This window comes from Streptomyces dengpaensis, assembly GCF_002946835.1.
GTDB classification, from domain to species: domain Bacteria; phylum Actinomycetota; class Actinomycetes; order Streptomycetales; family Streptomycetaceae; genus Streptomyces; species Streptomyces dengpaensis.
Genome location: NZ_CP026652.1, coordinates 6,142,290 through 6,166,476, shown reverse-complemented (window position 1 = coordinate 6,166,476; position 24,187 = coordinate 6,142,290). Strand labels below are relative to the sequence as shown.

The 24,187-nt window shown below is 67.0% G+C and carries 13 protein-coding genes and 2 other RNA genes; 4 read left to right on the top strand and 11 right to left on the bottom strand.

Features of this window, described 5'->3' with window-relative positions:
• Positions 1-7 precede the first annotated feature (7 nt).
• Positions 8-4,450 carry a BREX system serine/threonine kinase PglW gene (gene pglW / locus C4B68_RS28480; RefSeq protein WP_240634509.1) on the bottom strand — a complete coding sequence of 1,481 codons (4,443 nt, stop codon included), beginning with the start codon at positions 4,448-4,450 and terminating at the stop codon, positions 8-10.
• A gap of 297 nt (positions 4,451-4,747) precedes the next feature.
• Between pglW and C4B68_RS28475 the strand changes: the two genes are divergently transcribed.
• A complete protein-coding gene (locus tag C4B68_RS28475) occupies positions 4,748-5,713 on the top strand; it encodes a hypothetical protein (RefSeq protein WP_143674397.1) in 966 nt (321 codons plus the stop codon).
• Between the two features lie 35 nt (positions 5,714-5,748).
• The gene (locus C4B68_RS28470) at positions 5,749-6,300 is read left to right on the top strand and encodes a hypothetical protein (RefSeq protein ID WP_240634508.1); all 552 of its coding nucleotides are present in this window, start codon (positions 5,749-5,751) and stop codon (positions 6,298-6,300) included.
• A 79-nt stretch (positions 6,301-6,379) separates the two neighbouring features.
• Here the strand turns inward: C4B68_RS28470 and C4B68_RS28465 are convergent, their stop codons facing one another.
• The 6 genes from C4B68_RS28465 to pglX form a co-directional block, all read right to left on the bottom strand.
• The gene (locus tag C4B68_RS28465) at positions 6,380-7,663 is read right to left on the bottom strand and encodes a hypothetical protein (RefSeq protein ID WP_240634507.1); all 1,284 of its coding nucleotides are present in this window, start codon (positions 7,661-7,663) and stop codon (positions 6,380-6,382) included.
• Positions 7,660-7,926, bottom strand: a complete 267-nt coding sequence (locus tag C4B68_RS28460; protein WP_099504553.1) for a hypothetical protein — start codon at positions 7,924-7,926, stop codon at positions 7,660-7,662. The genes C4B68_RS28465 and C4B68_RS28460 overlap by 4 nt, the downstream gene beginning before the upstream one ends.
• The gene (locus C4B68_RS28455; protein ID WP_099504552.1) at positions 7,923-10,577 is read right to left on the bottom strand and encodes an SUMF1/EgtB/PvdO family nonheme iron enzyme; all 2,655 of its coding nucleotides are present in this window, start codon (positions 10,575-10,577) and stop codon (positions 7,923-7,925) included. Before C4B68_RS28455 ends, C4B68_RS28460 begins: the two co-directional genes overlap by 4 nt.
• Positions 10,574-11,350 carry a class I SAM-dependent methyltransferase gene (locus C4B68_RS28450; RefSeq protein WP_099504551.1) on the bottom strand — a complete coding sequence of 259 codons (777 nt, stop codon included), beginning with the start codon at positions 11,348-11,350 and terminating at the stop codon, positions 10,574-10,576. Before C4B68_RS28450 ends, C4B68_RS28455 begins: the two co-directional genes overlap by 4 nt.
• A gap of 269 nt (positions 11,351-11,619) precedes the next feature.
• Entirely contained in the window at positions 11,620-13,920 is a 2,301-nt protein-coding gene (gene recD2 / locus C4B68_RS28445) for an SF1B family DNA helicase RecD2 (RefSeq protein ID WP_167459184.1), read from the bottom strand.
• 584 nt (positions 13,921-14,504) lie between these two features.
• A complete protein-coding gene (pglX, locus tag C4B68_RS28440) occupies positions 14,505-18,059 on the bottom strand; it encodes a BREX-2 system adenine-specific DNA-methyltransferase PglX (RefSeq protein WP_240634506.1) in 3,555 nt (1,184 codons plus the stop codon).
• 296 nt (positions 18,060-18,355) lie between these two features.
• On the opposite strand from pglX, the gene C4B68_RS28435 reads away from it, so the two are divergent.
• Both C4B68_RS28435 and C4B68_RS43585 read left to right on the top strand, forming a co-directional pair.
• Positions 18,356-19,771, top strand: a complete 1,416-nt coding sequence (locus C4B68_RS28435; protein ID WP_099504548.1) for an AAA family ATPase — start codon at positions 18,356-18,358, stop codon at positions 19,769-19,771.
• A gap of 427 nt (positions 19,772-20,198) precedes the next feature.
• Complete coding sequence (locus C4B68_RS43585) at positions 20,199-20,405, top strand: hypothetical protein (RefSeq protein WP_240634505.1); 207 nt, start codon at positions 20,199-20,201, stop codon at positions 20,403-20,405.
• Positions 20,406-20,416: 11 nt separating this feature from the next.
• Here the strand turns inward: C4B68_RS43585 and C4B68_RS44840 are convergent, their stop codons facing one another.
• The 4 genes from C4B68_RS44840 to rnpB (C4B68_RS28415) all read right to left on the bottom strand — a co-directional run bounded on the left by C4B68_RS44840 (position 20,417) and on the right by rnpB (C4B68_RS28415) (position 24,171).
• Entirely contained in the window at positions 20,417-20,617 is a 201-nt protein-coding gene (locus C4B68_RS44840) for a beta family protein (RefSeq protein WP_167459183.1), read from the bottom strand.
• 333 nt (positions 20,618-20,950) lie between these two features.
• Positions 20,951-21,358: RNase P RNA component class A (gene rnpB, locus C4B68_RS28425), an RNA gene on the bottom strand.
• A 52-nt stretch (positions 21,359-21,410) separates the two neighbouring features.
• Positions 21,411-23,498 carry a zinc-ribbon domain-containing protein gene (locus C4B68_RS28420; RefSeq protein WP_143674396.1) on the bottom strand — a complete coding sequence of 696 codons (2,088 nt, stop codon included), beginning with the start codon at positions 23,496-23,498 and terminating at the stop codon, positions 21,411-21,413.
• A 275-nt stretch (positions 23,499-23,773) separates the two neighbouring features.
• Positions 23,774-24,171: RNase P RNA component class A (rnpB, locus tag C4B68_RS28415), an RNA gene on the bottom strand.
• Positions 24,172-24,187: the final 16 nt, after the last annotated feature.

The window sequence follows — 24,187 nt, the reverse complement described above, 5'->3', positions numbered from 1 at the left end:
GTTCCTCTCATCTCTCACCGGCAGCGGCCGGCACGGCGGCCAGTTCTCTCAGGAAGTCCCCGCTCAGAACCACGCGCTCGGCGTCGCCGCCGGTCACTTCCACCGTGTGGCCGTCCAGTTCCGGGATTCCGCGGGGGTTGTGCGAGGGGACGAGCAGCCAGAGTCCGTGCGGCTGCCGGCCCGGCCTGCGTGCCTCCCGCTGCAGGTCGACGAGGAGCTGGTGCCCGCCGGCTTCGTAGTAGTGGGAGATCAGTCCGGCGGTGTGGACGAACAGCACCGTCTCCGGATCCTGGGTCGTGATCCGGTCAAGGCGTGTCCTGACCCGCGGCCATACCCGGGTCACGAACGACCGCAGGCCGTTGGGCAGTTGGCCACTTCTGGTGTAGCGGGTGTCCGCGGCCAGTACCTTCGGCCAGTCCGTGCCGTGCTCCGAAGCGAGCGCGCGGAACTCCTCGATGAAGAGCTCCGCGAGGTTCACCTGATGTACGGGGAAGTGTTCCGCCACCGCGTTCGCCGCGCCCGGCAGGCGCTTGACGGCCACGTTGAGGGCGAGGAAGCCACCCTCTTCTACGGCTGTGCCGAGCTTGGCCGCCAGCAGGGCGGACGGGTCGCGGCCGGCTGCCGCGCGTGCCTCTTGCACGGTCATCGACGCCAGCACGCTGCTCGTCGTCGACGCGGACGACGACGTTCCTCCCGAGAGGGCCGCCCCGGCCGGCGCGGGCGGGCGGAACCGGCTGTCCGTCGTGTCGTACTTCAGCGGGAAGCCGGCTTCCGCGAGCGCGTCCTCGACCTCGACGTAGGTGGGCCGCCCCAGCTCCATCTCGGGGAAGCGGGACCGCAACCGCGCCAGCAGGCCGTCCGTGCTGATGCCGACCTCGCGGCGCACTCCCGCTGCTGCCTGTGAGATCTTCAGCGCCCGCGCCATGCTGAGGGACCGAGGGTACAGCTCCAGCCGAGGGGACGCGGCGGCGTTCGACGACGTGGCCGCGGCCAGGGTCACCAGACGGGTGTCCGGCAATGGGTCCGTGCCTTCCGGAGGGGAGACCGCCCGCAGAAGGCGCAGGACCGCCGCAGTATCGGGCAGGGGGTCGGCGGCCGCGAGTGTGTCCGCCTTTCCCCCCAGCTCCATGGCATACGCGGACAGCTCGTCGTCGGTCGGGTCGTCGGAGCCGTCCGTGGACGTCATGGCGACCAGCAGCCGCCCACGGCGCCGGACCTGGGTGAAGCGGGGCTCGTAGTTCTCGTCCTGCTGGTCCTTGAGCACGTTCTCAGCGGTCAGGGCGGCTCGTACGACCGCGAGGGCCGCGATCAGCGCCTCGCTTGCCGTGTCGGCCTCCCCACCGTGCCGTACGAGCAGTTCACGGGCGAGTTCCTGGGCCGTCATGATGCGCCCGGCGGCCTGCAGAATGTCGGCCAGTTCCTCACGCAGCTGCGTCAGCCACGACTGCCCGGCCCAGTTTTCCGCCGCCGCAGTGAGGTGCTTGGAGACGGTGAATTCGGAGATCCCGAGTGCTGTTGCCACCTCTCGGTTGGTCGGCCAGGATCCCTGCGCGCTTGTACCGTCCAGCCCGAGCCAGGCGGCGACGACCTGGGGACGCTTGTTGTCCCGGCGGCCGGGCGGGACCGGGTTAAGCAGGGCAGCGAGCCGGTTGACGCTCTGCCGGGCGTCAGGCTCCGCGCCGAGCTGATCGTCGGCAGCGCCCATAGCTACGGACTTGGGGGACGGAGCCTCGGGGTCTCGCTTCCGGGACTTCTTCGGTCGCAGCGTATCGGTCCACTGGCGGTGTCGCCGGGTGAGTTCCTTGCGGACGGCCGGGCCGATCCCACGCTGCCGGAATCGGGTCAGGGGAAGGTCCAGCAGTTGCTCGACTGTGTCCGCACCAAGTTCTCCGGCCGCGTCCGCTGCCCGTTCGGTGAGCCCGGCCTGCGTCAGCGACGTGTCGAGCCCCGCTTTGGCGGCGTGCAAGTCGCGAATCTCGTCCTGCGACAGGCCTTCCGTGCCCGCAACCCCGGCCACGCCCTTCGCCGGCGGGGCCGGGGTCCGATCGGCCTCGATGAAGATCCTTCGCCAGGCGTCCCGCATCTGCCGCAGCGACTCGAAACGCTGGTCGGTGTCGCGGTGCAGGGCCTGCTTGAAGAAGTCCTCCAGCCCCGGTCCGAGCCGCTGCTGGAATGCCTCGGTGGCGAGGACAGGCGTCTCGTCTGTCATGCCGGTGAGCGGATCGCGGGAGCCGTCGCCCCACAGCGGACGTTCACCGGAGGCCATCTCGTGGAGAACGACCGCGGTGGCGTACCGCTCGGCGTGCTCGTCGTAGATAGGGCGACGTGCCGAACCGAGGAAGGGATCGAGATAGCCCCGCGTACCCGCCTTGATGTCCCGGTCGGGGACCCCCGCGAGGGAGAAGTCGAAGAGCATCAGCTGCTCCTCGCCGTCCTCCCTGAGCGTGATGCCGAGGTTGTCGGGCTTCAGGTCGCGGTGGAGCATCCCCTTGGCCGCGAGGTCGTCCAAGGCCGTGAACAGGTCGTTACTGAAGGACTCCAGCTTGGAATAGAGCAGTCGGCCCTCGCTGCGCAGCCGTTCCCCCAGCGTCTCGGCACCGGCGTACTCCAGGGTGAGGACGCGGCGTCCGCCGATGGTCCGTGGGCCATTGCCGTACAGCTTGACGATGCGACTGCTGCTCACCTGCTCCAGCGCGCGGGCCTCAGACTCGAGCCGCGCGTTCTTGTCCGCATCCAAGGCGACCTTGAGGACACGTCTGTCCTCCGTCACGCGGCCATGGTCGTCCTCGGTGACCCGGGTCACATACAGCGCACGCGCGGTAGCGCCCGAGCCGAGCACCCGCTCCACATTCCAGTCGCCGTCGACGGTCTGGCCGGGAGTCGCGGTGAGAGGGTCGGCCTCGACGGCGACGGCCTGAGCAGCGGTCGCCTGCTCCGCCTCGTCCAGCTGATCCAGGAACGCCTCGGCGGACTCCAGCCGGTCGTCAACGCTGCGGCGTGTGGCGGCGTACACCAGCTCTTCGAGACCGGGGTCGACAGCGTCGTCGACCGCGTACATGTGCAGTCCGCCCTCTGCGGTCAGCCGCTCTTTGAGGGCCGTACGCGTCAGCGCGGGCGGTGTACCCGTGAGGATGTGGTAAGCGACGGCCCCGAGGCCGAAGACGTCCAGCTGTCCCGGGTCAGGGTGGTCGGCGTCCGTCTCCGGCGCCAGGTAGCACAGCGCCGCGTCCTCGACATGCTGCTGAGTGAGCGAGCTGTTGCCGACGGAGGCGTGCGAGGTGGTGGTGTCGAAATGACGGGCTGAAGCCTGCCAGTCGATGATCCGCAGCGTCGGGTGCGCGCCGTTGTCCTTCGCGCTGACATACACCGAGCGGGCCGCGAGGGCGCGGTGGTAGAGCGAGCGGCGGTGGGCGTAGCGCACGGCCTCGGCCAGTTGGCGCACAAGGTCGCGGCGCACAGTTTCGGTCAGCTTCTCGCCATGCACGGCGAGGTACTGATCCAGCCGGAGATCGCTCACCCGGTGCCGGAAGAGGATCGCCGGACCGCCCTGGTGCTGGCGGAAGTCGACGGCCTGCGCGATGCCACGGTGATTGATGCCCTGGAGCACCTTGAACTCGCGCTCGGCGGCGCGCGTGGTCGAGCGTCGCCTCTCATCGGTCGCCTGCTGCTCGACGAGATAGATGCGGACCCGGCCCTCCTGGCGCACCGGATCCTGACGCGCGGCAATCCGGTCTTCCCACGTGGGGCCGGCATCCAGCGGGCGCGGATCCAGACGCCAGTCGCCGAAGTCAAGGTGCGCCGTGGAAGCCCGCACCCCGATCTTCTGCATCAGCTTCGGGAGGTATCTGGTGAAATCCTCACGAACACGCCAATTTTCACGCTCCGGGGGCTGACTGAGCAGATCCCCCCAGATCGCGGGAAGGCCTGTCTCGTATCCGTCACGTCCGTAGACCCGTGTGCGCTGCACCATGTCGAGCTCGCTGCGCAGCTGCGAATCGGACAGGAAGACCACCGGCTCTATACGGGGAACACGGAGCTCACGGCCTTCCGGTCGCAGATCGTTCAGTGCCCACTGGAGCCGGTACCTGAGCTCCTTGGACTTCAGGTCCGTGAGATGCAGTGGGTTCCTGATGGTACGGATCCGGCCATCCGGAGCGTGGAAAGACCAGGTGTCGCCGTTGTTGATCACCCGCCCCGGGTGCCCCTTGAGCTCGACGAGATACAGGCCACGCGGCACGGCGATGAAGAGGTCGCACTCGTTTATGCGGCCCGAAGCCGCGGTGAAGGAGAACGTCGCCCACGCGTAGTGCGGAGCGGTGGCGGGCATCAGCCGACGAATGTGGTCGAGGGCGGTCTGCTCCCAGAGGTACGGCGACTGCCGGGTCTGGTACCAGCGCTTCACCTTGGGTGGACCTGGCTTGGGGATCGCCGAGCCACCTGTTGCCGCCACCGTGTTCACCGCACCTTTCCACCGCCGCGGATCCGCTCATCGTCCGGATCCGTGTCGGCTGATGGTATGAGGCGAATCGTGGCTTCCAGAAATCGTCGTAGTCGATCCGGACCCGGCAATCCTGCCAGGCGGAGCGCGACGGTGCAGCGGTCGGGGCGAACATCGGAAAGATGGGGCCCGCGACGGTATGGCGCGTGACACTGTCGGATCAAGCCATTGCCCAGAGCATGTGCAACGGCTCACAGGAACGCACAGTTACGATCACAAAGACGATGAGCGGAACGGCAGGGGGCGGACATGGCTGGGACGGTGCGGAAACGCACGGTGTTCTTCTTCGAGATCGTCGAGGCGAAGAACGGTCAGCCGCGTATGGAACCCCAGCCGTGGCGGTCGTTCCTGGACGGAATAACAACCGCGCAGCCGCACGAGCGTGTTGTGCAGAGCGGGGACGACAGACTGGTCGGAGTCGTAGATCCGGCCAACCCCGCCGATCATCTCCAGCTCGCTAAGATCACCGGGGAGGTGCCCCACCAGCTGGACCACAGCAACGGCACCATCGAGGCACTGCAGGTCGCCGTCGGCAAGGACGTCGTTCATGTCACGACGATCTGCTTTCTGGAATTCGGCAACATCATCGGCACCCTGCACGGCGGCTTCTCTGCACCCCGCGTCAGCGCCATCACCAAGTGGCTGAACGGTGTCGGCCTGCCGTGCGGCGAAGTTGCGCTCAAGCCGGTCATCCACGCGCGCGCACGCGAGAAGCTCAACCGGATCGAGGCGGTCTCGGAGTTCACCGTCAGGCTGGAAGGAGCCCCGGCGGACACCATCAGCGCGCTGCAGGCGAGCAGCGAGGTCGGGGACTCCCTGCGGCGGGTCGGTAGGCGTCATCCCGACACCGACATCACTCTCACCATGAAGGTGCCCAGGCGCGGCGGCCGGCTGAGCCGGATCCGCAGAAACCGTGCCCTGACCGAGCTCCGACGTGACGTCCTGGAGTTCATCCCCGACCTCGACGAGTGGGTCGACGAGTCCGGAGTAGTACGTGACGTCAATGGTCGGGTCGCGATCCGCGACCCCCACCGGCAGTCTCTCCAGTACGAGCCGCTCGATTTCCTGGCCCACCGCATCACGGCCCAGTGCGACGTACCTATCGGCTTCACTGACGGACGCTCGGTGGACCTGGGCTTCGCGGTCAACGCCGTCTTCGACGCCGCTGCCGATCATCGACAGGAGTTGGAGGACGCTGTCAGACCGGGCGGCTAACCTGAGCGGCAGTTCAGGGGAGGCTGGGGGACGTCGTGTATGAGGACACTCTGCTGCGTCGGCTGTGGACCCGCTGGCTGGGGCGGCCAGGTCTGGACTGGCTGATCGTCCTAGTGATCACCGGGACGCATCTGGGCGCCGTGTTGATCACCGGTGGTGGGGATGTGCTCGCCTGGCCGGGACGCGAACAACGGATCACTGTCTACACCGGGATCGCGACGGTCGCAGCCCTCGTCGGTAGTTTCATCACAGCGGCCATCGCCCAGTACGCCTCCTCCACTGGCGTGCGCATGCAGACATTGCGCGCCCATCCCAGGCAAGGAGCCCAGTTCCGTCGCAACTGGGTCGGCATCCTCGGTGCGACGCTGGTCGTCTCGGGGCTCTGTCTGCTGGCTGCGATCCTGGACACCACGGAGAAAGACCCCGGCGGCGTGCACTGGCTGGCGGAGGCCGCACTTCTTCTGGGGGCGGTGCGCGCGATACGACTGGTGTGGTTGTTTGGCCGTGTCATCGCGGCCGCGGACGTGGACCTCGCCGACACGCCGGCGGCATCGCCCCCAGCGCCGGTGAGACGACCTGGATCATAGGGCGAAACGAGAGGCCGCCACCTTCGATCCGGACCCGCAGGCGACCTGCTACTGATGCAGCCGATCACAGTGTCGCGTCCTAAGCCTTGCCCTCCCCACCCCGCAAGGATGATACGACCAGGCGCCCATACCGTGTGGTGAGGGCTCCGGCTGTGGCGGCGACCGACAGGGTGAGCGCGATGAGCAGGTGTGTCACAGCGTGGTCGTCGAGCACTTGCAGGATGCTGAGGGCCGTCCCGAGTGGCAGGCCGAGAATGGTGAGGACGCCCAGGGCCCCGCTGATCTGCTGGCTTTCCTGGGTCTGTACGAGTCTGCTGTAGTCGGCTGCCTCGTCGAGGATTTCATCGAAGCGTGCGGGTAGCCGGTGCTGGTTCTGGAAGGCGAGCAGCAGGTCGTTGGCTGCGCCGTGTGCGGTGAGGTGCTGTCGCCAGTAGGTGCTGCGGAAGACGGCGATGTTCCGCTCCAGTGTGGCGACCCGGTGTGCCAGCCGTGAGGAGTTGAAGACCTCGGAGAGTTCGTCGGTGAGTTCGTCGATGTGGTCGCGTTGGAGTGAGCCGAGGAGCAAGGCGTCGAGATAGACGGTGCGGGAGTGCAGCGCGCCGAACTCGAAGAAGTCGCCCGCTCCGGTGTCGGTGCGGTGGCCGAGGAAGGCGGCCCCTTGGCGCAGCACCAGGGCGCTCCAGTCGGCGGAGATCCTTACGGCGTCCTTGAGTTGTTCGTCGGCGGTCTCCGGAGGCAGGGGGAAGTCCTCGGGTGTGGAGCGTGAGGCCAGTTGCCACAGCCAGCGATCCGCGGTAGCGGGCAGTGCCCCTTCCGGGCCGGTGCGGAGGGCGGGGGACTGCTGCGAGGTGGGGGTCATGAAGGCGATCGTGTAAGGCCGGGCGATGGCGAACGGTGCGTCGGGATCTCGGACGTCGGCGATGCCGTCGAGGAGCCCCGCTGGGTCCAACGGCCCGGTGAGGGGCTCGTCGACCAAACTCGATCGCCGCCCGGCCAGGGCCCGCAGTATCGGCAGCAGCGGTCTTTCCACGCTCAAGTGCAGGACGGCGAGGGCGTGTTCCGGGTTGCGAGCGGTGGCCGCGCGCAGAAGTTCCAGGCCCAGCAGGTGCAGGCCGTCCTGCTTGACGTCCAGCGGCAGGTGCCAGCGGCGCGGGCGTCCGGGTGCTCCGTAGAGTGCGCGGGCGGAGGCCGGGGCGAAGTAGGTGGAGCGAGTCTGCGCGTCGGTGCGGCGGTTGCCCAGCTCGAATGGGAAGGGCCCTTCGGGCCAGTTGGGGACACGGAGCAGCCGCACGGGCAGGACGACGGTCAGTTCCTGGCGCGCACCCGTGACATCCTCGAGCAGCGAGGCCTCGTGGGTGGTCACTGGTAGTACTCGGCCGGGTCGGGCTGGTCGAGGCGGATGACGAACTCCGCCCGGTCGGGGCTTTCCGCGCTGACGTGGAAGCGGACGCGTTCGCCCGTGCGGATGGTCCGGAACCCTTCGGTCACGATCTGCCGGTAGTCGAAGCCGTAGTACCGCTCGTCCTCGTCGTCCCGGACGACGTAGGAGCCGAGCGCACCGCTGAGCCCTCCGCCGCTGGGACGCCTGTCCACGATGGTTCCGTGACGCTGACCGCCAGCGCTCATGCCGTCGTCCCTCCTGTCCCGGACGTGTCGATGTCCTGCACGCAGCGGAAGCCGACCGCGTTGCTTCCGCCGCGCTTGCGGTAGATGCCCTTGCTACTGGTCTGCACTGCACGCATCGGGTTGTCGTAGCTGCCGCCGCAGATGACGGCCTCGCCGGGGTCATTCAGGCTGGTGGACGTCCATTCCCAGCAGTTGCCCACCATGTCGAGGACACCGAACGGGGAGCGGTTGCCTGGTCGTTCGTCGGCGGGTGTCGCCCCGGCCCGCCGGACGGCGTCACCAGCGAAATCCCGGTACCAGGCCTGATACGTCACGACGGGCCGCCCGACCCATGTATCGGCGCAGTTGACACGGGTGCTGTCGGGGGTGTCGCCCCACGGGAAGAGACGCCCGTCAGTTCCACGTGCGGCTGCCTCCCACTCGAGGGAGGTCGGCAGGCGCTTGCCCTCAAATGCGGCGAAGGCGTAGGCGCTCCACCAGCTGACGCAGGTGGCTGGGTGGGCATCGTAGCGAGGATTTTCGTAGTAGTCGGGACGCCGCAGCCGGTCGGTCCAGGGGCGGTGTGTGACGTCGGCCGGCTGGTCGGGGTGGTCCCACTGCGAGGTGCCGTCCGCGTCAAGGACGTCGAGGAAGCGACGGTAGCGCGCGACGGTCACGGCATGGCGGTCGAAGCGTACGGGGCGCTCGACGCGGTGAATCAGCAGCCGTTCGGCCGGCCCAACCAGATATGCCCCGGCAGGCAGCACGCAGTCGTCGGTCTCCTGGGTGGTGAGTGTTCCGGCGAGGAATGCGCGCACCTGTTCGGTGAGGTAGGCACCGGGGAGAAGGTCGGCTGCCAGGTCCCGGTTCGCCGGCTCGGTCAGGTATCTGGCAGCCAGGAGTTCTTGGTACGCCGTGTGCACGAAGGCGACGTGATCGGGTCCGGCTGGCCGCAGCAGCGGTGCGAGGACACAGGCGTCGAGATCGAGGCGTCCGTCCTTGAAGGCGTCGGCCCCCAGCTGCCGGTGGATTTCGAGGAGCGAGAACACGGTGCGGTCGGTGAGGAAGGCATGCCCGAATGCGGTGGGCAGCCGCTGCTCCAGATCGGGCCGCCCGCCCTCGGCCAACGTCCGCGCGATGTGAACGCCGAGGATGTTCGCGAGCGGTTTGTCCGCTGGAAGGCTCAGAGCTGTGGTGAGGCGCTTCTCCAGAGGGGTTGCCTCGGGTTCGGCCAGGCGTACGACGTGGAAGTGCGGTACGCGGGACGGGTCGAGGCCGTTGGCGTACATCTGCTCGACTAGTTGCTCGGAGCGGCCCGCGCCACTGTCCAGCAGCTGACGCACCTGGGGTGAGTCCGCGAGGAAGGACACCCGTGAACTCATGACCACCGCCGATTCGGCGGACAGGACGGCCGCGAGATCGGTGAAGAGGCGTAGGAAACCGGCCGCGCTCGGTTCCTCGACACCTTCGTCGACGGCGTCAAGCACGCACAGCGCGGTCCCGGACCGGATCAGGTAGAGGAAGAGTTCGTAGGCGCGCGAGCGGTCCGCCGTCATGGCCGGCGCGAGGAGGCGGGCGGCGTACTCGGAGAACGGTTCGTCCTTCGGTTTGAGACCGAGATCGAAGTAGAAGCGGAAGCGGCGGATCTCCGAGTCGACGGCTAGCGAGCGCAGGAGCGTACTTTTGCCGCTTCCCGGACGACCGGTGACCAGGACGTTCGCACTGCCGTGCGCCAGGCGGGTCACGAGCTGTGCCGCGTCGCCGGACTGCTCCATAGTCGACTCGCCGGTGCGCGGGTCGATGGTCAGCGCCGCCGCGGCGATCGCGGCCCGTGGCTCCGTCGGGTTGCCGACGGAGTCGAGTGCGGCGAGGTGGGTGTCGAGATTGACGATCGTGTCGACGAAGCCGTCGTACCGCACGATCCGGAAGTCCAGCCCTAGCATCTGATGGAGGGCGCCGGGCTGCGGGCCACCGTCGTCGTCCAGAACGACGAACCGGGTGAGCTTGGGCAGCCTGGTGCGCAGCAACTCCCCGCCGCTGGAGGCAAGGACGGTACTCAGGTCGTCGGCGTCACGGGAGAGCATCAGCTCCACGTACTCCAGCCGCATTCCCGACTCGCGGCAGAACAGCTGGTACACGGTGTCCGGGCTGAGGACGAACCGCTTGGCCTGCCGATATCCGAGGGTGACGTACAACCCGGCGAGAAACTCGCAGCGGCGCGCGACCTCGGGCGCCATGTCGGGCTCACCACCGAGAAGGGCCGCACTGCCGGTGTCGGTGAACCAGACCAGGACGTCCACGAGCCTGCGGACCGCGAGCAGCCCGTCCTCGTCGCTGATGTCGTATCCGTCGTGCGTGGACCGGTTGCGCAGTCGTCGGATGTCGTCGAGGGCATCCAGCACTGTGCTGCTGCGAATGTACGGGCGGCATCGCTTGACCAGGTCGTTCAGGGCCTTCGTCGCAGGGTCGCCCTCGACGCCGTGGTGGCGCCACAACTCCTTGAGGAGCTTCTCGGTCAGTTTCCCGACCAGGGCGACCGCGTTCTCGGGGTAGCCATCGTTGAGGGACCGTAACGGCCTCTCCAGATCGAGGCCCAGGCGATCGGCGATCCGCGAGTGGTCGTCGAGTTCACTCCGCAGGCGCCGCAGCCGTTCGTCGACCACGGCGTTCACGCCGACTCCCCACACCGTCGGCCGAGGACGAAAGCGAACCGGTCGGGAAACGCCAGCACGGGCTCCGAATGAGCGACTCGCATCTCGTCGATGCCCTTCTCGATCTCACTCTCGCTGAAGGTGGAGAGCAGGGACATGTAACGGGCGCGCACCATACCGAAGTACTTGTCCCGGTCGATGCGCAGCTCATGCTCGACGTAGCTGAGACCGGCTTCCAGCCCGGCCGCCCGCAGATGGCCCTCAATGAGGGCCGGGTCCGGCTGCAACTCCTCGAAACGCGCGAGGGCCGCCTCGAACAGGGGGTACTGGATGCTGGCCGGCAGCATCACCACCAGCAGCCGTCCTCCGGGCGCCAGCCGATCGGCCAGGCCGCGAAGCGTGCGCGCCGGATCGGCCACGTGGTGCACCGACTCTTTCAGCCACATCGCATCGAGCTGCTCGTACGGCAGACGGGTGCTTCCTTCGGCGATGTCCTCGGCGGAAGCAACGATCGGCGTCAGATCCGCCGGGGGCGGCGTGCCGAGCTGCCGGAGCATCGCCTCGGACGGATCGACGCACAGAACGGGATGGCGAGGCCGTAGATGCTTGGCCACTTCCTTGGCGAACAGGCCCGTGCCGGAGCCGATGTCGGCGATCCGGTCCGTGGGATCGAGCCGCAGGGCAGCGGCAATCCGGCCGGACATCCAGGGAACATGATCAGGGCCGTAGATCCAGTGCTCGTCGTACTCGGCCGCCAGCTCCTCGTAGTGTCCTCGCACGTCGCGCCGCTCCACGATCCCCCTCGTGTCCTCGCGTGTCGCCGGTTGTACTGGACAGGTAGGTTATCGCGGGTGCTTGGGCGACAACAGTGCGTAATTCGACGACTGTTGGAGCTGGCAGACCGGTCGTGGGCGCACGCGTAGTCGTAGACGGCAAACTGGGGACGTGATGGCGATGGTCGTCGAAATCCGGAGTCGGCGGCTGCGGCGACCGCTCTGCCGAGATTCCGCAGGCCGCGTAGGCCAAGGAGACAGAAGGGCTTACACCACCCGGTCAGATGGCGTCAGCTCCAGGCCATCTGCCCGCTCGGGGCCTGGGGACGCGGCGTCAATACAACGGCCTCGGTGTGCGTGATGCGGTAACTCAGAGCGGTGTTGCGTCGCTGGGTGCGATTGTTGGCGACAGCCCGCTCGACGGCCTCAATCTGGCCGATGAGCATGACGCCGTGACGGGCACGGGTGATGGCGGTGTAGAGCAGGTTGCGCTGGAGCAACATCGTCCCGGCCGCATTGATCATAGGGATGATGACATAAGGGTATTCGCTGCCCTGTGAGCGGTGCACGGTCAGCGCGTAGGCGTGGACCAGTTCGTCAAGGTCGGTGAAGGGGTACGTGGCCGCCTCGCCATCCTGGAAGGTGACCGTGAGCTGGTGGGCTTCCGGGTCGACGGCAGTGATGGTGCCACTGCTGCCGTTGAAGATGCCCGCCTCACCGCGATGCAGGTTGTTGCGGATCTGCTGGACGCGGTCGCCGAGGCGGAAGGCACACCCGTCGTGGAAGTGCTGGGGCTTGTGATCGGCGGGTGGGTTGAGGCGCTGCTGGAGACGCAGGTTGAGGTCGGTCATACCGGCGATGTTCTTCTTGCCCGGGCACAGCACCTGGATGTCCTCCGGCTGGACCGCGAGGTGCTTCGGCATGGACTCACAGACCAGGTCCACCACGCGCTGGGCGATGTCTTCGGCCACTGGGACAGGCCGATTCCAGAAAGCTCTGGGATCGCCCTCAGGCAGGTGACCGTGCAGGATGCGGTGCGCGTTGACCACGATCGCAGCGCTGTCCTCGTGCTGGCGGAAGACCTTAGTTAGCCGGGTACGCGGAATGGCGTCGACATCGAGCAGGTCGCGCAGGACACGGCCGAGTCCGACGCTGGGCAGCTGGTCGGTGTCGCCGACCAGCAGCAGGTGACAGCCAGCACGGACGGCGGCGAAGAGCCTGCGGGCCAGGGCCAGATCGAGCATGGACGTCTCGTCGATAACCACCAGGTCGGCGCTCTCCAAGACGCCGGCGTGGTCGAACAGGGAGTCACCCTCCGGCGGCCTGATCAAGCGGTGCACGGTCATCGCCGCCTGCCCGCAGGTCTCCTCCAGACGCTTGGCGGCCTTCCCGGTCGGCGCCGCCAGCGCGACCACCGCACCGGCGTCGTCGGCCACCTCAACCAGAGTCCGCAGGGTGTGAGTCTTGCCGCAGCCTGGACCGCCGGTCAGCACGGACAGCGGTCGAGTGAGCGCGGTGTGAACCGCCGGGTGCTGTTCATCGGTCAGCCCGGCCGTTTCCGCTGTGGTCAGCGCAGTCAACCGCTCATCCCATTGAGAGAGTTCGGCCAGGACGGGCGCTGAGCCGAGCAGACGCCGTACGTGGAAGGCGAGTTGAGTCTCGTCGCGGTGCCAGCGCGCGAGCAGGGCGATCTCGGTGTCCGCTACCGCATCGGTGCCATCCAGCACGGGCGTCGGCAGCGTATCGGTGACCACCTCGCCCTGCCCGCACAGCGTCTGCAGGGCATGGCGCAGGACCACGTCGTCGAGGATCTCCACGGTGGCCGGGTCATCGTCGGACAGCAGCTGGCGGGTGCGCGCGAGCAGAACACGGACGGGCAGGTGGCAGTGGCCTTGGCCGCCGGCCTGGTCCAGCTCGTGCAGCAGCGCGGCCTGGAGCCGCTCGTCACTGTGTTTGGGAACACCGCCAGCCAGAGCGATCTTGTCGGCATTGACGAAGCCGACACCGTGCACGTCCCGGCACAGCCGGTAGGGCGTGCGGCGGACGACGTCGATCGGGTCGTCGTCGGTATCGGCATAGGTGGTGTAGATCTTCACCGCCAGCCCGGAAGTGATGCCCAGCTGCTGCAGGAACATCATGATCTCGGCGATGGCCTTCTGCTCGCGCCAGGCCGCCGTGATCCGTCCGAGCCGGATATCGCCGATGTTGTGGACCTTTAGCAGCCGCTCCGGCTCGGCGTCGATGACCTTCAAGGTGCGCTCGCCGAAGGCGTCCACGATCGCCGCGGCCAGGACCGGACCAATCCCTCTAATCATGCCCGAGGCGAGATAGAGGCGGATCGCCCGCTCATCGGCGGGCACCGTACGTTCACACCGCTCTACCCGGAACTGCCGCCCGTAGCGCGGATGCTGAGCCCAAGAGCCACACAGACGCAGGCTCTCCCCCGGCTTCACACCGAAGAGCGCCTTGCCAACCACAGTGATGCTCTCCTCGTCGTCACCCGTGGACGTCAACCGAAGTACCGTGCGTTCGTCGTAACTGACATGCAGCAAGTGATCGACGACTCCCTCGATCACCTCATCGACGTCCACGGATACGTGATGGGCCACGTCTTTGTCTCCCAGGGCCGGGGCCGGTACGGCGCCTGATCACGCCGTGCTGTAGGGCGGCACAACCAGCATGATCCTCAGAACCACGGCCTGTCGGGCGGCTGAAAGATTCCGATCACCGAAACGAGCGACCGACCTGCGCGAACAGACAGAGCTGCAACGTATCGAGCGCACCCCATCTGGTCGCGGTTCGTCCTCTGTGTCCGGAGGAGTGGGAAGAAGGATCGCTCGCGTTCACCGAACGGGCCGTCTCACGGCCGACTGCTTGGTGAGCGACGATCACCGAGCCGCTATGGCGACCGGTCAGTGGAGTCTGAACAGGCGTAGACCCGGGAGAAGCTGCGGGAGCTCACGCAGCCGACGTCCGGAGTTGGGGCGCCCGTTCTCGTGTAGTGCCCTGCGCAGGGGCGATGTGTGACAGCCGTCGCCCTGTCCCGCTCACAGCCCGTGCTCCACGTATCCGAGCCCGCGCCCGTAGGAACGGGCGTCGACCAGCGTCTTGAGGTTCGCCTCCGCGAAGTCGCTCATGGGTTTCCCGCCGTTCCTGGGGCTGCGCGCATCGCCGGTCACTTCCCTCTTGGAGCGGCCTTCCGCGGCCGCCAAGAGTCGAGGTCATGGGTGCTGAGCCCAAAAGCGGTGCGCAGGTCGTCAAGTTCGCGTTGGTAGGTCTCGGCACGATCGAGATCCACGCCCAGCCCTGTCGAGTCCGTCCACTGGCGTACCCAGGGGATCAGTTCCTGAATTTTGGCAAGCAGGGGAGCGATCCGGTGGACGTTCGGGTGAGGCTGCTGCCGTAGTGCGCCGACCAGATCCAGTAGCACGAGAACACGGTCCGCGTCGTTCCAGCCGGACCAGCCGATCAGCAGACCGTCCTCCTCGGGATCGGCGCCAGGATAGGAGACAAAGCGTTCCCGTGGAATGTCCAGGCTGCCCCGAAGCGACCAGTACGAGGTGCGCTGGAAGTCGATGGCGGTGAACTTCGGCGGGACGGGGATGCCCAGTGCCTCACCCGTCGTGTCCTCATTGCGCTGCAGTTGCCACACCTGCTCCCACTGGGCTCGCTTGCGCAGTCCCGATTCCCTGTACGTCAGCGCGGATGCGTAGGGCACGTGTTCGTGGGCCACGACCGCCGCCAGCACGTCACGAAGGGGCGCGTCCCGCTTCCCGAGGTGGTCGATCGCGTAGAGCGCGGCCACGGAACGGAATGCGGCGTCGGTGCCCAGATCCCGTGCGAGCTGGTCAATCGTCCGGGGACGAGGGTGCCTGGCCCCGTTCCTGTGCTCGAACCAGAGTTGTGCGTCCTCGCAGCGGTCGAGCAACCAGGTACGCAGCGCCTGTCCCTCGCGCCGATCCCATGGCTCCAGCAACCAGCGCCGTTTGTATTCCGGGCGCTCGATGACGGCGATGGTGCCTTGGGACTCGATGGCGTCGATTCTGGCCTGCACAACCTTCTTGTAGGCAGCCGGCCAGTGCTGCGGGGTTTCGGTGATCGGTGTTGCGCCATGTCTCACGAACCACGAGTCCGAAGCCTCACCGGTGGCGATCCTGCGTGCCAGCACGATTTCGAAGGCCCGCTCGCCCAGCAACAGCGAAGGCGTCGGCGTATCGCCGGTGGTGGTCAAGCGTGCCCGCTCATCGTCGGAGAGCAGGCCGTAGGCGCCGTAGACCTCCCAGTCCAATTCCTCCTGAAGAGCGATCATCTGATGGCGCGTCTCTTCGCGGGTGGTCCTGGCCGCGTCGAGTGCCTTTCGGGCAGGCGGATGTTCCTGCGAGCAGACGTTACTCGGCTCATGGGCTTCAAGCCGTTCGGCCAGGGTGTGCAGTGTCCGCGCACGGACGAGCGGAGTGCCCGTCGGCAGCGGAAGGCGTGGGAGGGACTTCGTGGCGAAACGGTAGGTCCGTGCCCATTCCTCACCTGGCGAGGATGTACCCAGTCCGTCGAACCCAGTGGTGGAACCGGTCTGCTTGAGCCAGAAACAGACCGTCGACGAGTTGAGTACTCCCAGGAGGCCGATGTTCTCGTCTTCGCCTGCGCCTGGGGACAGCCGCAGCACGGGTGCGGTCCTGTTGTACGCCCTGGTGTCGGATGCGACGGCGAAGTGATTGTGCGTGGCCATGGCCGCGAACGTGATCACCAGCCCCTGGTTGGCTCCCGGCGACCAGCGTCTCCAGGTCCACCACGGTCCGCTGCGGAGTGGTTCCCGCGCTCCGGGAGCCGCCCGGAGGACGGCTCGCATCGTCCAGAGGTGGCGCCCCCATGAGGCGCGAAGGTCGATGAGGCGCGGTGAGTCGTCCTGGTGGTAGGGAGCCAGCATTTCCGTCGACACTTGCGCACGCCAGTCTCGTACGGTCTCCCCGGTGACCATGCCGAGGCCGAGTCCGGCAGAGTCGGGATGCCGGGCGAACCAGGGCCGACCAAGGGCGAAGACCTCTCGCTGACCTGGATCCGCAGCAAATCGAACCGAGTCTGCGAGCGCGTCTGCCAACCGTCGGGGTGCCCGCGCGAGTACGTCCATGACGTCCGCGGCTCCACCGCCCGCCAACGTCCATGGGAAGCGGGAGAAGCGCTCTCGTGGTTCATCCTGGACGCTCACCCATTGCGAGGTGCTGGTGGGCTGGTCGATCTGGTTGAGAATCGCCTTCCACACGATCCCCTCTGCAGGATCTGTCGGCATCGCCGGCTCACCACGCACACCGAGGACCGACCGCACCCGGGTATCGCGCATGGTCGGGTCGTTCCGGCCGACCAGGATCAGCGTCGGGGTCCCGTGGCCCGGTACGTAAGCGCCAGAGGTGTCGATGACGTGAGTCAGGGCGACGCGTGGAAGGAACTCCTCGATCAGCTTCTCACCGAATTCACGCGTGGTGAAGGAACTGGACGTGTACTGGCCGACGTAACCAGCGGAGGTTCCACCGGATTTCCGCACTGCCAACTGGAACATGCGCTCGGCGAAGAGGACCGAGAGCGGGGACATCCCGGAACCCATTTCATAGGCCGCCCGGTATGCCGCACTTTTCGCTTTGTCATGCACAGGAATGAAGGGAGGTTCCGAAATAACGGCATGGTAAGAATTCCGACCCAGAAGATCACACGACTCGGAAAATTCATCGGCGTCTTCCACCGTCCTCGCGGTCCCACTCCCCCCGTGGAGCAACAGCGACGATCCTCCCGAAGCACCCCGCCCGTCCAGCAGTGCGTCGCCCACCGCCACATTGATCACGTGCTCCGGCAGCCCACTCAGCACCCTGCAGCCGCTCGCCCGCGCAGCAGCCATCAGCAGCCTGAACCGGGTGATGGTCACGGCAAACGGGTTGACGTCGCAGCCATGGACGGAGTCCAGGGCCCGGTGGATGAGTTCATGATCGAGGGTTGCGGGTTCCGCCGCTCGCCAGGCATCCAGAAGCCGCTCGAAGAGCCCAAGCGTAAACGTCCCCGATCCACAGGCCGGGTCGATCCCACGAAATCCCCGGGGCCCGAATTCCGCGATGGCCGGATCGACTGTCAGGTCTAGGACAAAGTCAACGATGAAATTCGGCGTTCGGACCAGCGCATAGGCTTTTCGTGACGTCTCGCTGATTTCCTGATACAGGTCTCCGAGGAATTCGGTGTCGAGTTCCGGGTGAGTGAGGTCGTATCGAAGGGAACCGTCATCGCCTCGCCGCCACCTCCAGAACTCGATCAGTTGAGCCGCGGCCTGCGGAGAGGGTGCCAGGTCCCACACGGGACTGTGCTTCCTGTCGAAGATGCGGGCCATCGCCACGTGCGCCCGCGCCAGATAAGTGAACGCCTCCGCCAGCCAGTCCTGGTCGTTGGATCCAGGGTGCCCGGCCAAATAGGCGTCCTGCTGTTCCTGGGCCTCCACCAGCCGCTGCCCCGGCCCTGCGATGAAGACGCGGTCGATGAGTCCGTTGTCTTCGCAGAAGCGCACGAACACCGTGCCCAGCACCCACGCCACCGCGGTCTGGGTGATGCGCTCGCCCCGCCAGGCACCGTACGTGGCGGCCGTACGACCCGTTGCCCGCGCATCCTCGTACATGCCCCGGAGGCGGTCTCGATACCGGTCGAGGTCCTCACTACGCTCGTGGAGGTCCATCTCCAGCGCCCGAACCTGCTTGCGCACGCCCGCGACAAGCGCGGCCCTGTCCGGGGCGGATGTCCCCGAATCAGCTCCGTCAGTCGGAGGCACAGCGGCGACCTCTCCTCCGTACGTCGTCGATGTCCACGATCCATTGTCTTGTCGAATACATCCTGCCAGCTCGATGCCCGACGCCCCGGTTCCGTCGCCGCTCACAGCTCGACACACACAGCCCGTCGCGGTCTGACGCCCTATCATTCCTGTGCGCACCGGTGGCCCTGGACTCAGCCGGGCACCATGAGGTTCGGGGGCGCGCCGGGGTTGGACCGACGAGGGGGCACATGCTGACACGGCTCGAAGTCAGTGGATTCAAGAACCTTCTGGATCTTAGGGTCGAGTTCGGCCCCTTCACCTGTATCGCGGGAGAGAACGGCACGGGAAAGTCGAACGTCTTCGACGCGATCCAGTTCCTGAGCCTGCTCACCGACCACTCCATGATCGAGGCCGCCCAGGCCGTCCGCGGGACCCACGGCACGTTGCACGGTGACGCGCGCGACCTGTTCTGGAACGGCTATGCGGACGGCGAGCACCTGATGAAGTTCGCCGCGGAGATGATCGTCCCGGGCGAAGCCGAGGACGACTTCGGCAGGCTGGCCGAGCCGACGTCCACGTTCCTCCGCTACGAGGTTCATCTCGGCTACCAACCGCCGCAGGGCGGTGAGCGTGGCGGCAGGCTGACCCTGCGGTACGAGGATCTCAGCCGGATCAGACCGAGTGAGGCTCCGTCGCATCTGCGCTTCCCGCACAGTGCCAGGGACTTCCGCGGTGGTGTGGTCCGCGGTCGCAGATCGACGGCGCCCTACATCTCCACGTCCTTCGAGCTGGGCAACGCCACCGTACGCATCCATGCCGACGGCAGCAGCGGGGGCAAGCCTCGTCCAGCACCCGCGAGCCGGGCGCCGCAGACCATGCTCTCCACGGTCAATCGCAACGACGACCCGACCATCCTGACTGCCAGGCGAGAAATGCAGTCCTGGCGACGGCTGGCCCTCGAACCCTCCGCACTCCGCACCTCCGACCGCTATTCGGACCCCAGCGAGATGCAGCCCGACGGCCTGCACCTGCCACGGAGCCTGGACCGGATCGCGCGGAAGAAGTCCCCGGACGATCCCGCGCGGATCTACTCGCGGGTCGCGGGGCGTCTGTCGGACCTCTCGGGACTGCACGTCAGGACACTGCACGTGGAGGCCGACGACACTCGTGAGCTACTGACGATCAAGCTCCACGAGATCGACGGCATGGTGCTGCCGGCCCGCAGCCTGTCGGAGGGGACGCTGCGCTTCCTCGCCCTGTGCGTCCTGCTGGAGGACCCGCAGGCGCACGGCCTGCTCTGCATGGAAGAGCCGGAGAACGGCATCCATCCGGCGAACCTCCCCGCGATGGTGGACCTGGTACGCGATCTGGCCGTGGATCCCTCCCTGCCGGTGGACGAGGACAACCCCTTCCGGCAGGTCCTGATCAACACGCACTCACCGGGCGTCGTAGCGCTCGCCGATCCGGCTGACCTACTGATCGCCGACACCACCACCGTCCCAGGGGCCGATGGCAAGGCCGCGCGCGGTCTACGGCTGCGCCCCCTGGCCGATACCTGGCGCGCCGGTGGCGCAGGCAAGGGCTACGGCACCAAGGCCGACATCCTCGCGTACCTCACAGTGCCGCCCGAGGCCCGCCTGACTCTGGAGGAGAGCGCGTCGTGACCATTCGTGCCCTCTACCTGTGTGAGGGATCCAGTGACACGGGCCTGCGCTTCCACATCGAGGGGATCGCAGGAGACCTGGGCAGGCAGATCCTGGTGACGGTCCCCGACCTGAACCGCCTGCCGAACAAGCCCGGTCCCGGGGTCGAAGGCAAACTGCGAGCCGCCCAGCAGCTCAGCGACGGCGGGCACGCGTACGACCTCGTCGTCATCCACCGTGACTCGGATCGCGAACCCTCGGACCACCGCCGCAGCGAAATCGCGGAAGCGGTGGCCGCCGTGAGCCCCGGCCTGGCGCATGTCCCGGCGATCCCCGTTCGGATGCTGGAGGCATGGCTGCTCCTCGACCAGTCGGCGATCCGCGAAGTGGCAGGCAACCCCAACGGTCGGATGGCACTCGACCTTCCGAAACCGCACGCGCGGAATCGATGGCGGACCCCAAGGCCCTGCTCAAACAGGCAATTGCCACGGCGAGCGGGGAAAGAGGGCGCGGTCTGCAGAAGCTCCAGGCCCGCTTCTCGGCGAACCGCGCGCGGCTCCTGCAGATGCTGGATCGCGAAGGGCCGGTCAGGCAGCTCGCGTCCTGGAGGGCGTTCACGGACGATCTGCGCGAGGCCGTGGAGAGCAGTCACTGACCGCTCGGGCATCAGGTGCCCCCGGCCAGGCAGCGGACGACGTACGTCATGTGCTGGACGTTGCCGACCTGGTTCCATGTCCCGGCGTTGCCCGTGCCCTTGGAACCGGTCGTCCGGGCGCACTGCTGATACCAGAGGTCGCCTTTGCTCGCCCCCTCGCCTCTGAAGTCACGCCAGTTCGGTGATCCAGCGGGCCGCCTCCCGGGTGACACGAGCTCCGCACCCCGCCGGTAGCCTGAAACCAAGCATCTCGACTCCACCCAACTCGGGGCAGTCCGGAGCCTCCACCGGCCCCAGAACGGTTCACCCTCCACCGGCCCTCGGCTGGCGGAGGCTTTGCGTTCAGCGGCCGGGCTGTAATGCACGGAGAATCACCGCAGCCCATTGATCAGGACGAGTGCCCGCGTGGGTAGCTACCTTGGTGGCTACGTTCACAGCCGCGTGTACCGGTTTGAACCGGCTCTGACCGGGGTCCGGTGAAGCCCTTCGGCTTACGAAAAAGGGCGCCTGACCAGCAATTTCCCTGGCCCTAGGGCCCTTAGGGGCAGACGAGTCAGGCTGTACGCCGGATTTTGTCACCCGGCCGCCTCGCGGCGACCGGGGAGACGGCCATCCATCTAGGGCCGGCGTTGCCGCCGGCCTCGTGCGGTCTACCCGCGGACTCGGGCGGGCAGCCCTCGAACGTCCGCGCAGAGCGCTTTTCACGGCGCTCCTTTTGACCTTGCTCCAGGTGGGGTTTACCTAGCTGCCCAGGTCACCCTGGGCACTGGTGGTCTCTTACACCACCGTTTCACCCTTACCCAGCGCCTGAGCGCCGGGCGGTCTGTTTTCTGTGGCACTGTCCCGCGGGTCACCCCGGGTGGCCGTTAGCCACCACCCTGCCCTGTGGAGTCCGGACGTTCCTCGGGAAGCCCCCCGTCAAGGAGACTCCACGCGGCCGTCCGCCCGGCTCGTCTGCCGTGTCAACCATGTTAGCCGACCAGGGACGGCTCCTTGTTTCATCGATCAGTGACCGAAGGGCGGATCCGGAGCCTCCTTGATCTGCGCCCCAGCCGCGAGCGCCTTCGTGGAGTAGTCGAGCCATAGCTCTCCGGTCACTCTGCCCCTCGCTCCCAGCTGAAGTCCTGCGGTCACTGCCCACTCACGAACGCGCGCCTCGTCAAGCAGCCCATCCGGGCCGAGCAGATCGCCACGCCCGGCTTGGTCGAGTCGGAAGGAAGCCGTCACCTGGTCCGGGACCCGTCCGCTGCCACCGATGGCTATTGCCCGCTGTTGAGCCCAGGCTCGGACGGCGTGCGTCTCAGTCTTGGAGATAACTGGTCGCGGACGCTGCCTGGCCTGTGTGGCCAGACATCCGCAACTACGGGTGTTTCCGGAAGTGACCTGGGATTGGACAGCAGTGAAGATCTCGGGGTTGCCACAATCGCACCGGTAGTCGCGGATGATCTCATCTGGGTTTACCGGGTTCCGGTAGGGCTCGGAGACGGGTGACAGCAGACTGTCTGTATGCGGAGCCGTTGGTGAGAGGCGGCGCGGTGTCGGCGGGGCCGTCTTCTTCGGCTTTCGGCGAGGAGGCCGCAGTTCGCCCCATACCGCGGTGATGTAGGCATCGGCAGCGGCCTCGTGCTGAGCCGTGCCACCGTTGAGGTAGGCGTCCAGGCCCGGCGTAGCCTCGGGAAAGCGCGCCGAGAGGGCCGAGGCCACCGCGCTGGCCTGCTGGTAGGCCGTGGCCCGTTCAGGTACCGCTATGACCAGAGCGTGGGGAGCCTCCATCTCCGGCAGATCACCGATTCTCACGTGGATGAGCAGATCCAGGATCCCTGCTTCAACAAGTACCCGGCTCTTGTCGTTCTCGTACTGGCGGCGGTCTCTCTGTCTGGCCGAGTGGTGGAACGCTCCGTCGTACTCGAGGCCTACACGGACGCCATGAGGCAGTTGGAAGACCGCGTCGACCTCGACGTCCTTGTAGCGCCAGTGGGCTGGCTTGTGCTCGGGCGGAACGGTGAGACGGTGCGAAGCGAAGTCGAGCACACCGTCCGGCAGCCGCGGGTCTCGGCTCGTCAGCGGTACAAGGTCGATGAGTCCCGACAGCTCAGCCACCAGCCGGACCTGTTCCTTCGATATCCCAGAAGTCGAGCACTTGCCGCAGCCGGTGCCCTGGACACGGTTGAGGATCGTGGCCTCCCACACGTGGCCGTGACGGCACCTCCAAGACAAGGTCGCGTACGTGTCCGCGCTGCCCGCTTCGGCAGCAGCCTTTCGCGAAGTGTTGTGCTGGCTCGTCGGCAGCCGACGCGGATCAAGGTCCGGAGCATCCAGCTCGTCCGCAATTTCCGGGAACCAAGTGAGCAGCGAGTTCGTGTCGTCGATCACGTACCCCGCGCACACCAGACAGCCGTTCCCCTGAAGCGCGCGCTCTTTGACCACCGCTTCGAAACGGTGCTCAACCGGCCGCCAAACTCCGGTACTTGGATCGACCGACCATGTCCGGCAGGCCCACGGCACACTCTCGTGCGAAGCGTGGGTGATGTCGCTCGCCGGTATCTGTCCACGATACTGAGCAGCCAGCGTCGGAAGGTCCGCGAGCCGGGTCAATCGACGACACCCGGGACACCCTGCACCCTTCTGAATGCGGTCCTTGGGCCAGGCCGGCCACGGTTCATGGCCGAAGGCAAGGGGGCATTGCCACATGTACGGACTGACCTCGCCGCGCCTCTGAGCCGTCGCCGAGACGTTCTCGGGATAGACTCGGTTGTCTTGGTGCCACTGCGTCGCGACCTCCGGGATATCCGCAATCGTGGTTTCTCCACGCCCACCAGTACGGCTGTCCCACCGGCCCACGACCGCGGTCTTGTGCTGATTCCAGTAGGCGGTGACTTCGGCCTGCCGCGCCTGAGCAACCGCGAGTTCCTTCATGATCCGCTCGTGGCGTGCTCGGTTGTTCTCCTCCCAGACGGACCGCATCTGCCGAAGCATCCGCAATCGGTCCTCGCGCCCACAGCTCCCGGTGTCGAGCGGCGCCGGCTGAGGCGGCCAGACGTCGAGAGCTGCCACGCCGCTTACGGACGCTTCCAAATCTTGAGATGCGCTCACGGCGTGAGAATACGAACGGAGTCTGACAGAGCCGTACCAATGCCCGGATCATCCACATTTGCGCTGACCGGACACCTCGGACGATATTTTCATATCGTCCGAGGTGTTCGGTCGTCGGAAGCATTTCCGCTGCTCACAGCACTTTCATCAACTCGCACCCCGGGCGGAGAACGTCGCTCTGCACACACACGGCGAAATTCGACCCGGATTCGACCCGGCCGCTGATTTTCATCGCGCCGCAGCGCTCTGACCTGGGAAAATGCTGGGCGGCAGCGACATTCGGATGTTACGCCGGGTTCTGTTCTCCGGGGTCCTCGCGGACCTCGGAGCGACGGCCATCCATCTAGGGCCGGCGTTGCCGCCGGCCTCGTGCGGTCTACCCGCGGACTCGGGCGGGCAGCCCTCGAACGTCCGCGCAGAGCCGCCTTTTACAGCGGCCCCTCTTGACCTTGCTCCGGGTGGGGTTTACCTAGCTGCCCAGGTCACCCTGGGCACTGGTGGTCTCTTACACCACCGTTTCACCCTTACCCAGCGCCTGAGCGCCGGGCGGTTTGCTTTCTGTGGCACTGTCCCGCGGGTCACCCCGGGTGGCCGTTAGCCACCACCCTGCCCTGTGGAGCCCGGACGTTCCTCGGGGAGGTCCACAAGAACCTCCACGCGGCCGCCCGCCCGGCTCGTCTGCCGTGTCG

Coding starts and splice junctions, on each gene's coding strand:
- C4B68_RS28460 (WP_099504553.1), bottom strand. CDS start 7,926: ATGAGCGCTGGCGGTCAGCGTCACGGAACCATCGTGGACAGGCGTCCC.
- C4B68_RS43585 (WP_240634505.1), top strand. CDS start 20,199: ATGGCGGACCCCAAGGCCCTGCTCAAACAGGCAATTGCCACGGCGAGC.
- C4B68_RS28475 (WP_143674397.1), top strand. CDS start 4,748: ATGGCTGGGACGGTGCGGAAACGCACGGTGTTCTTCTTCGAGATCGTC.
- C4B68_RS28435 (WP_099504548.1), top strand. CDS start 18,356: ATGCTGACACGGCTCGAAGTCAGTGGATTCAAGAACCTTCTGGATCTT.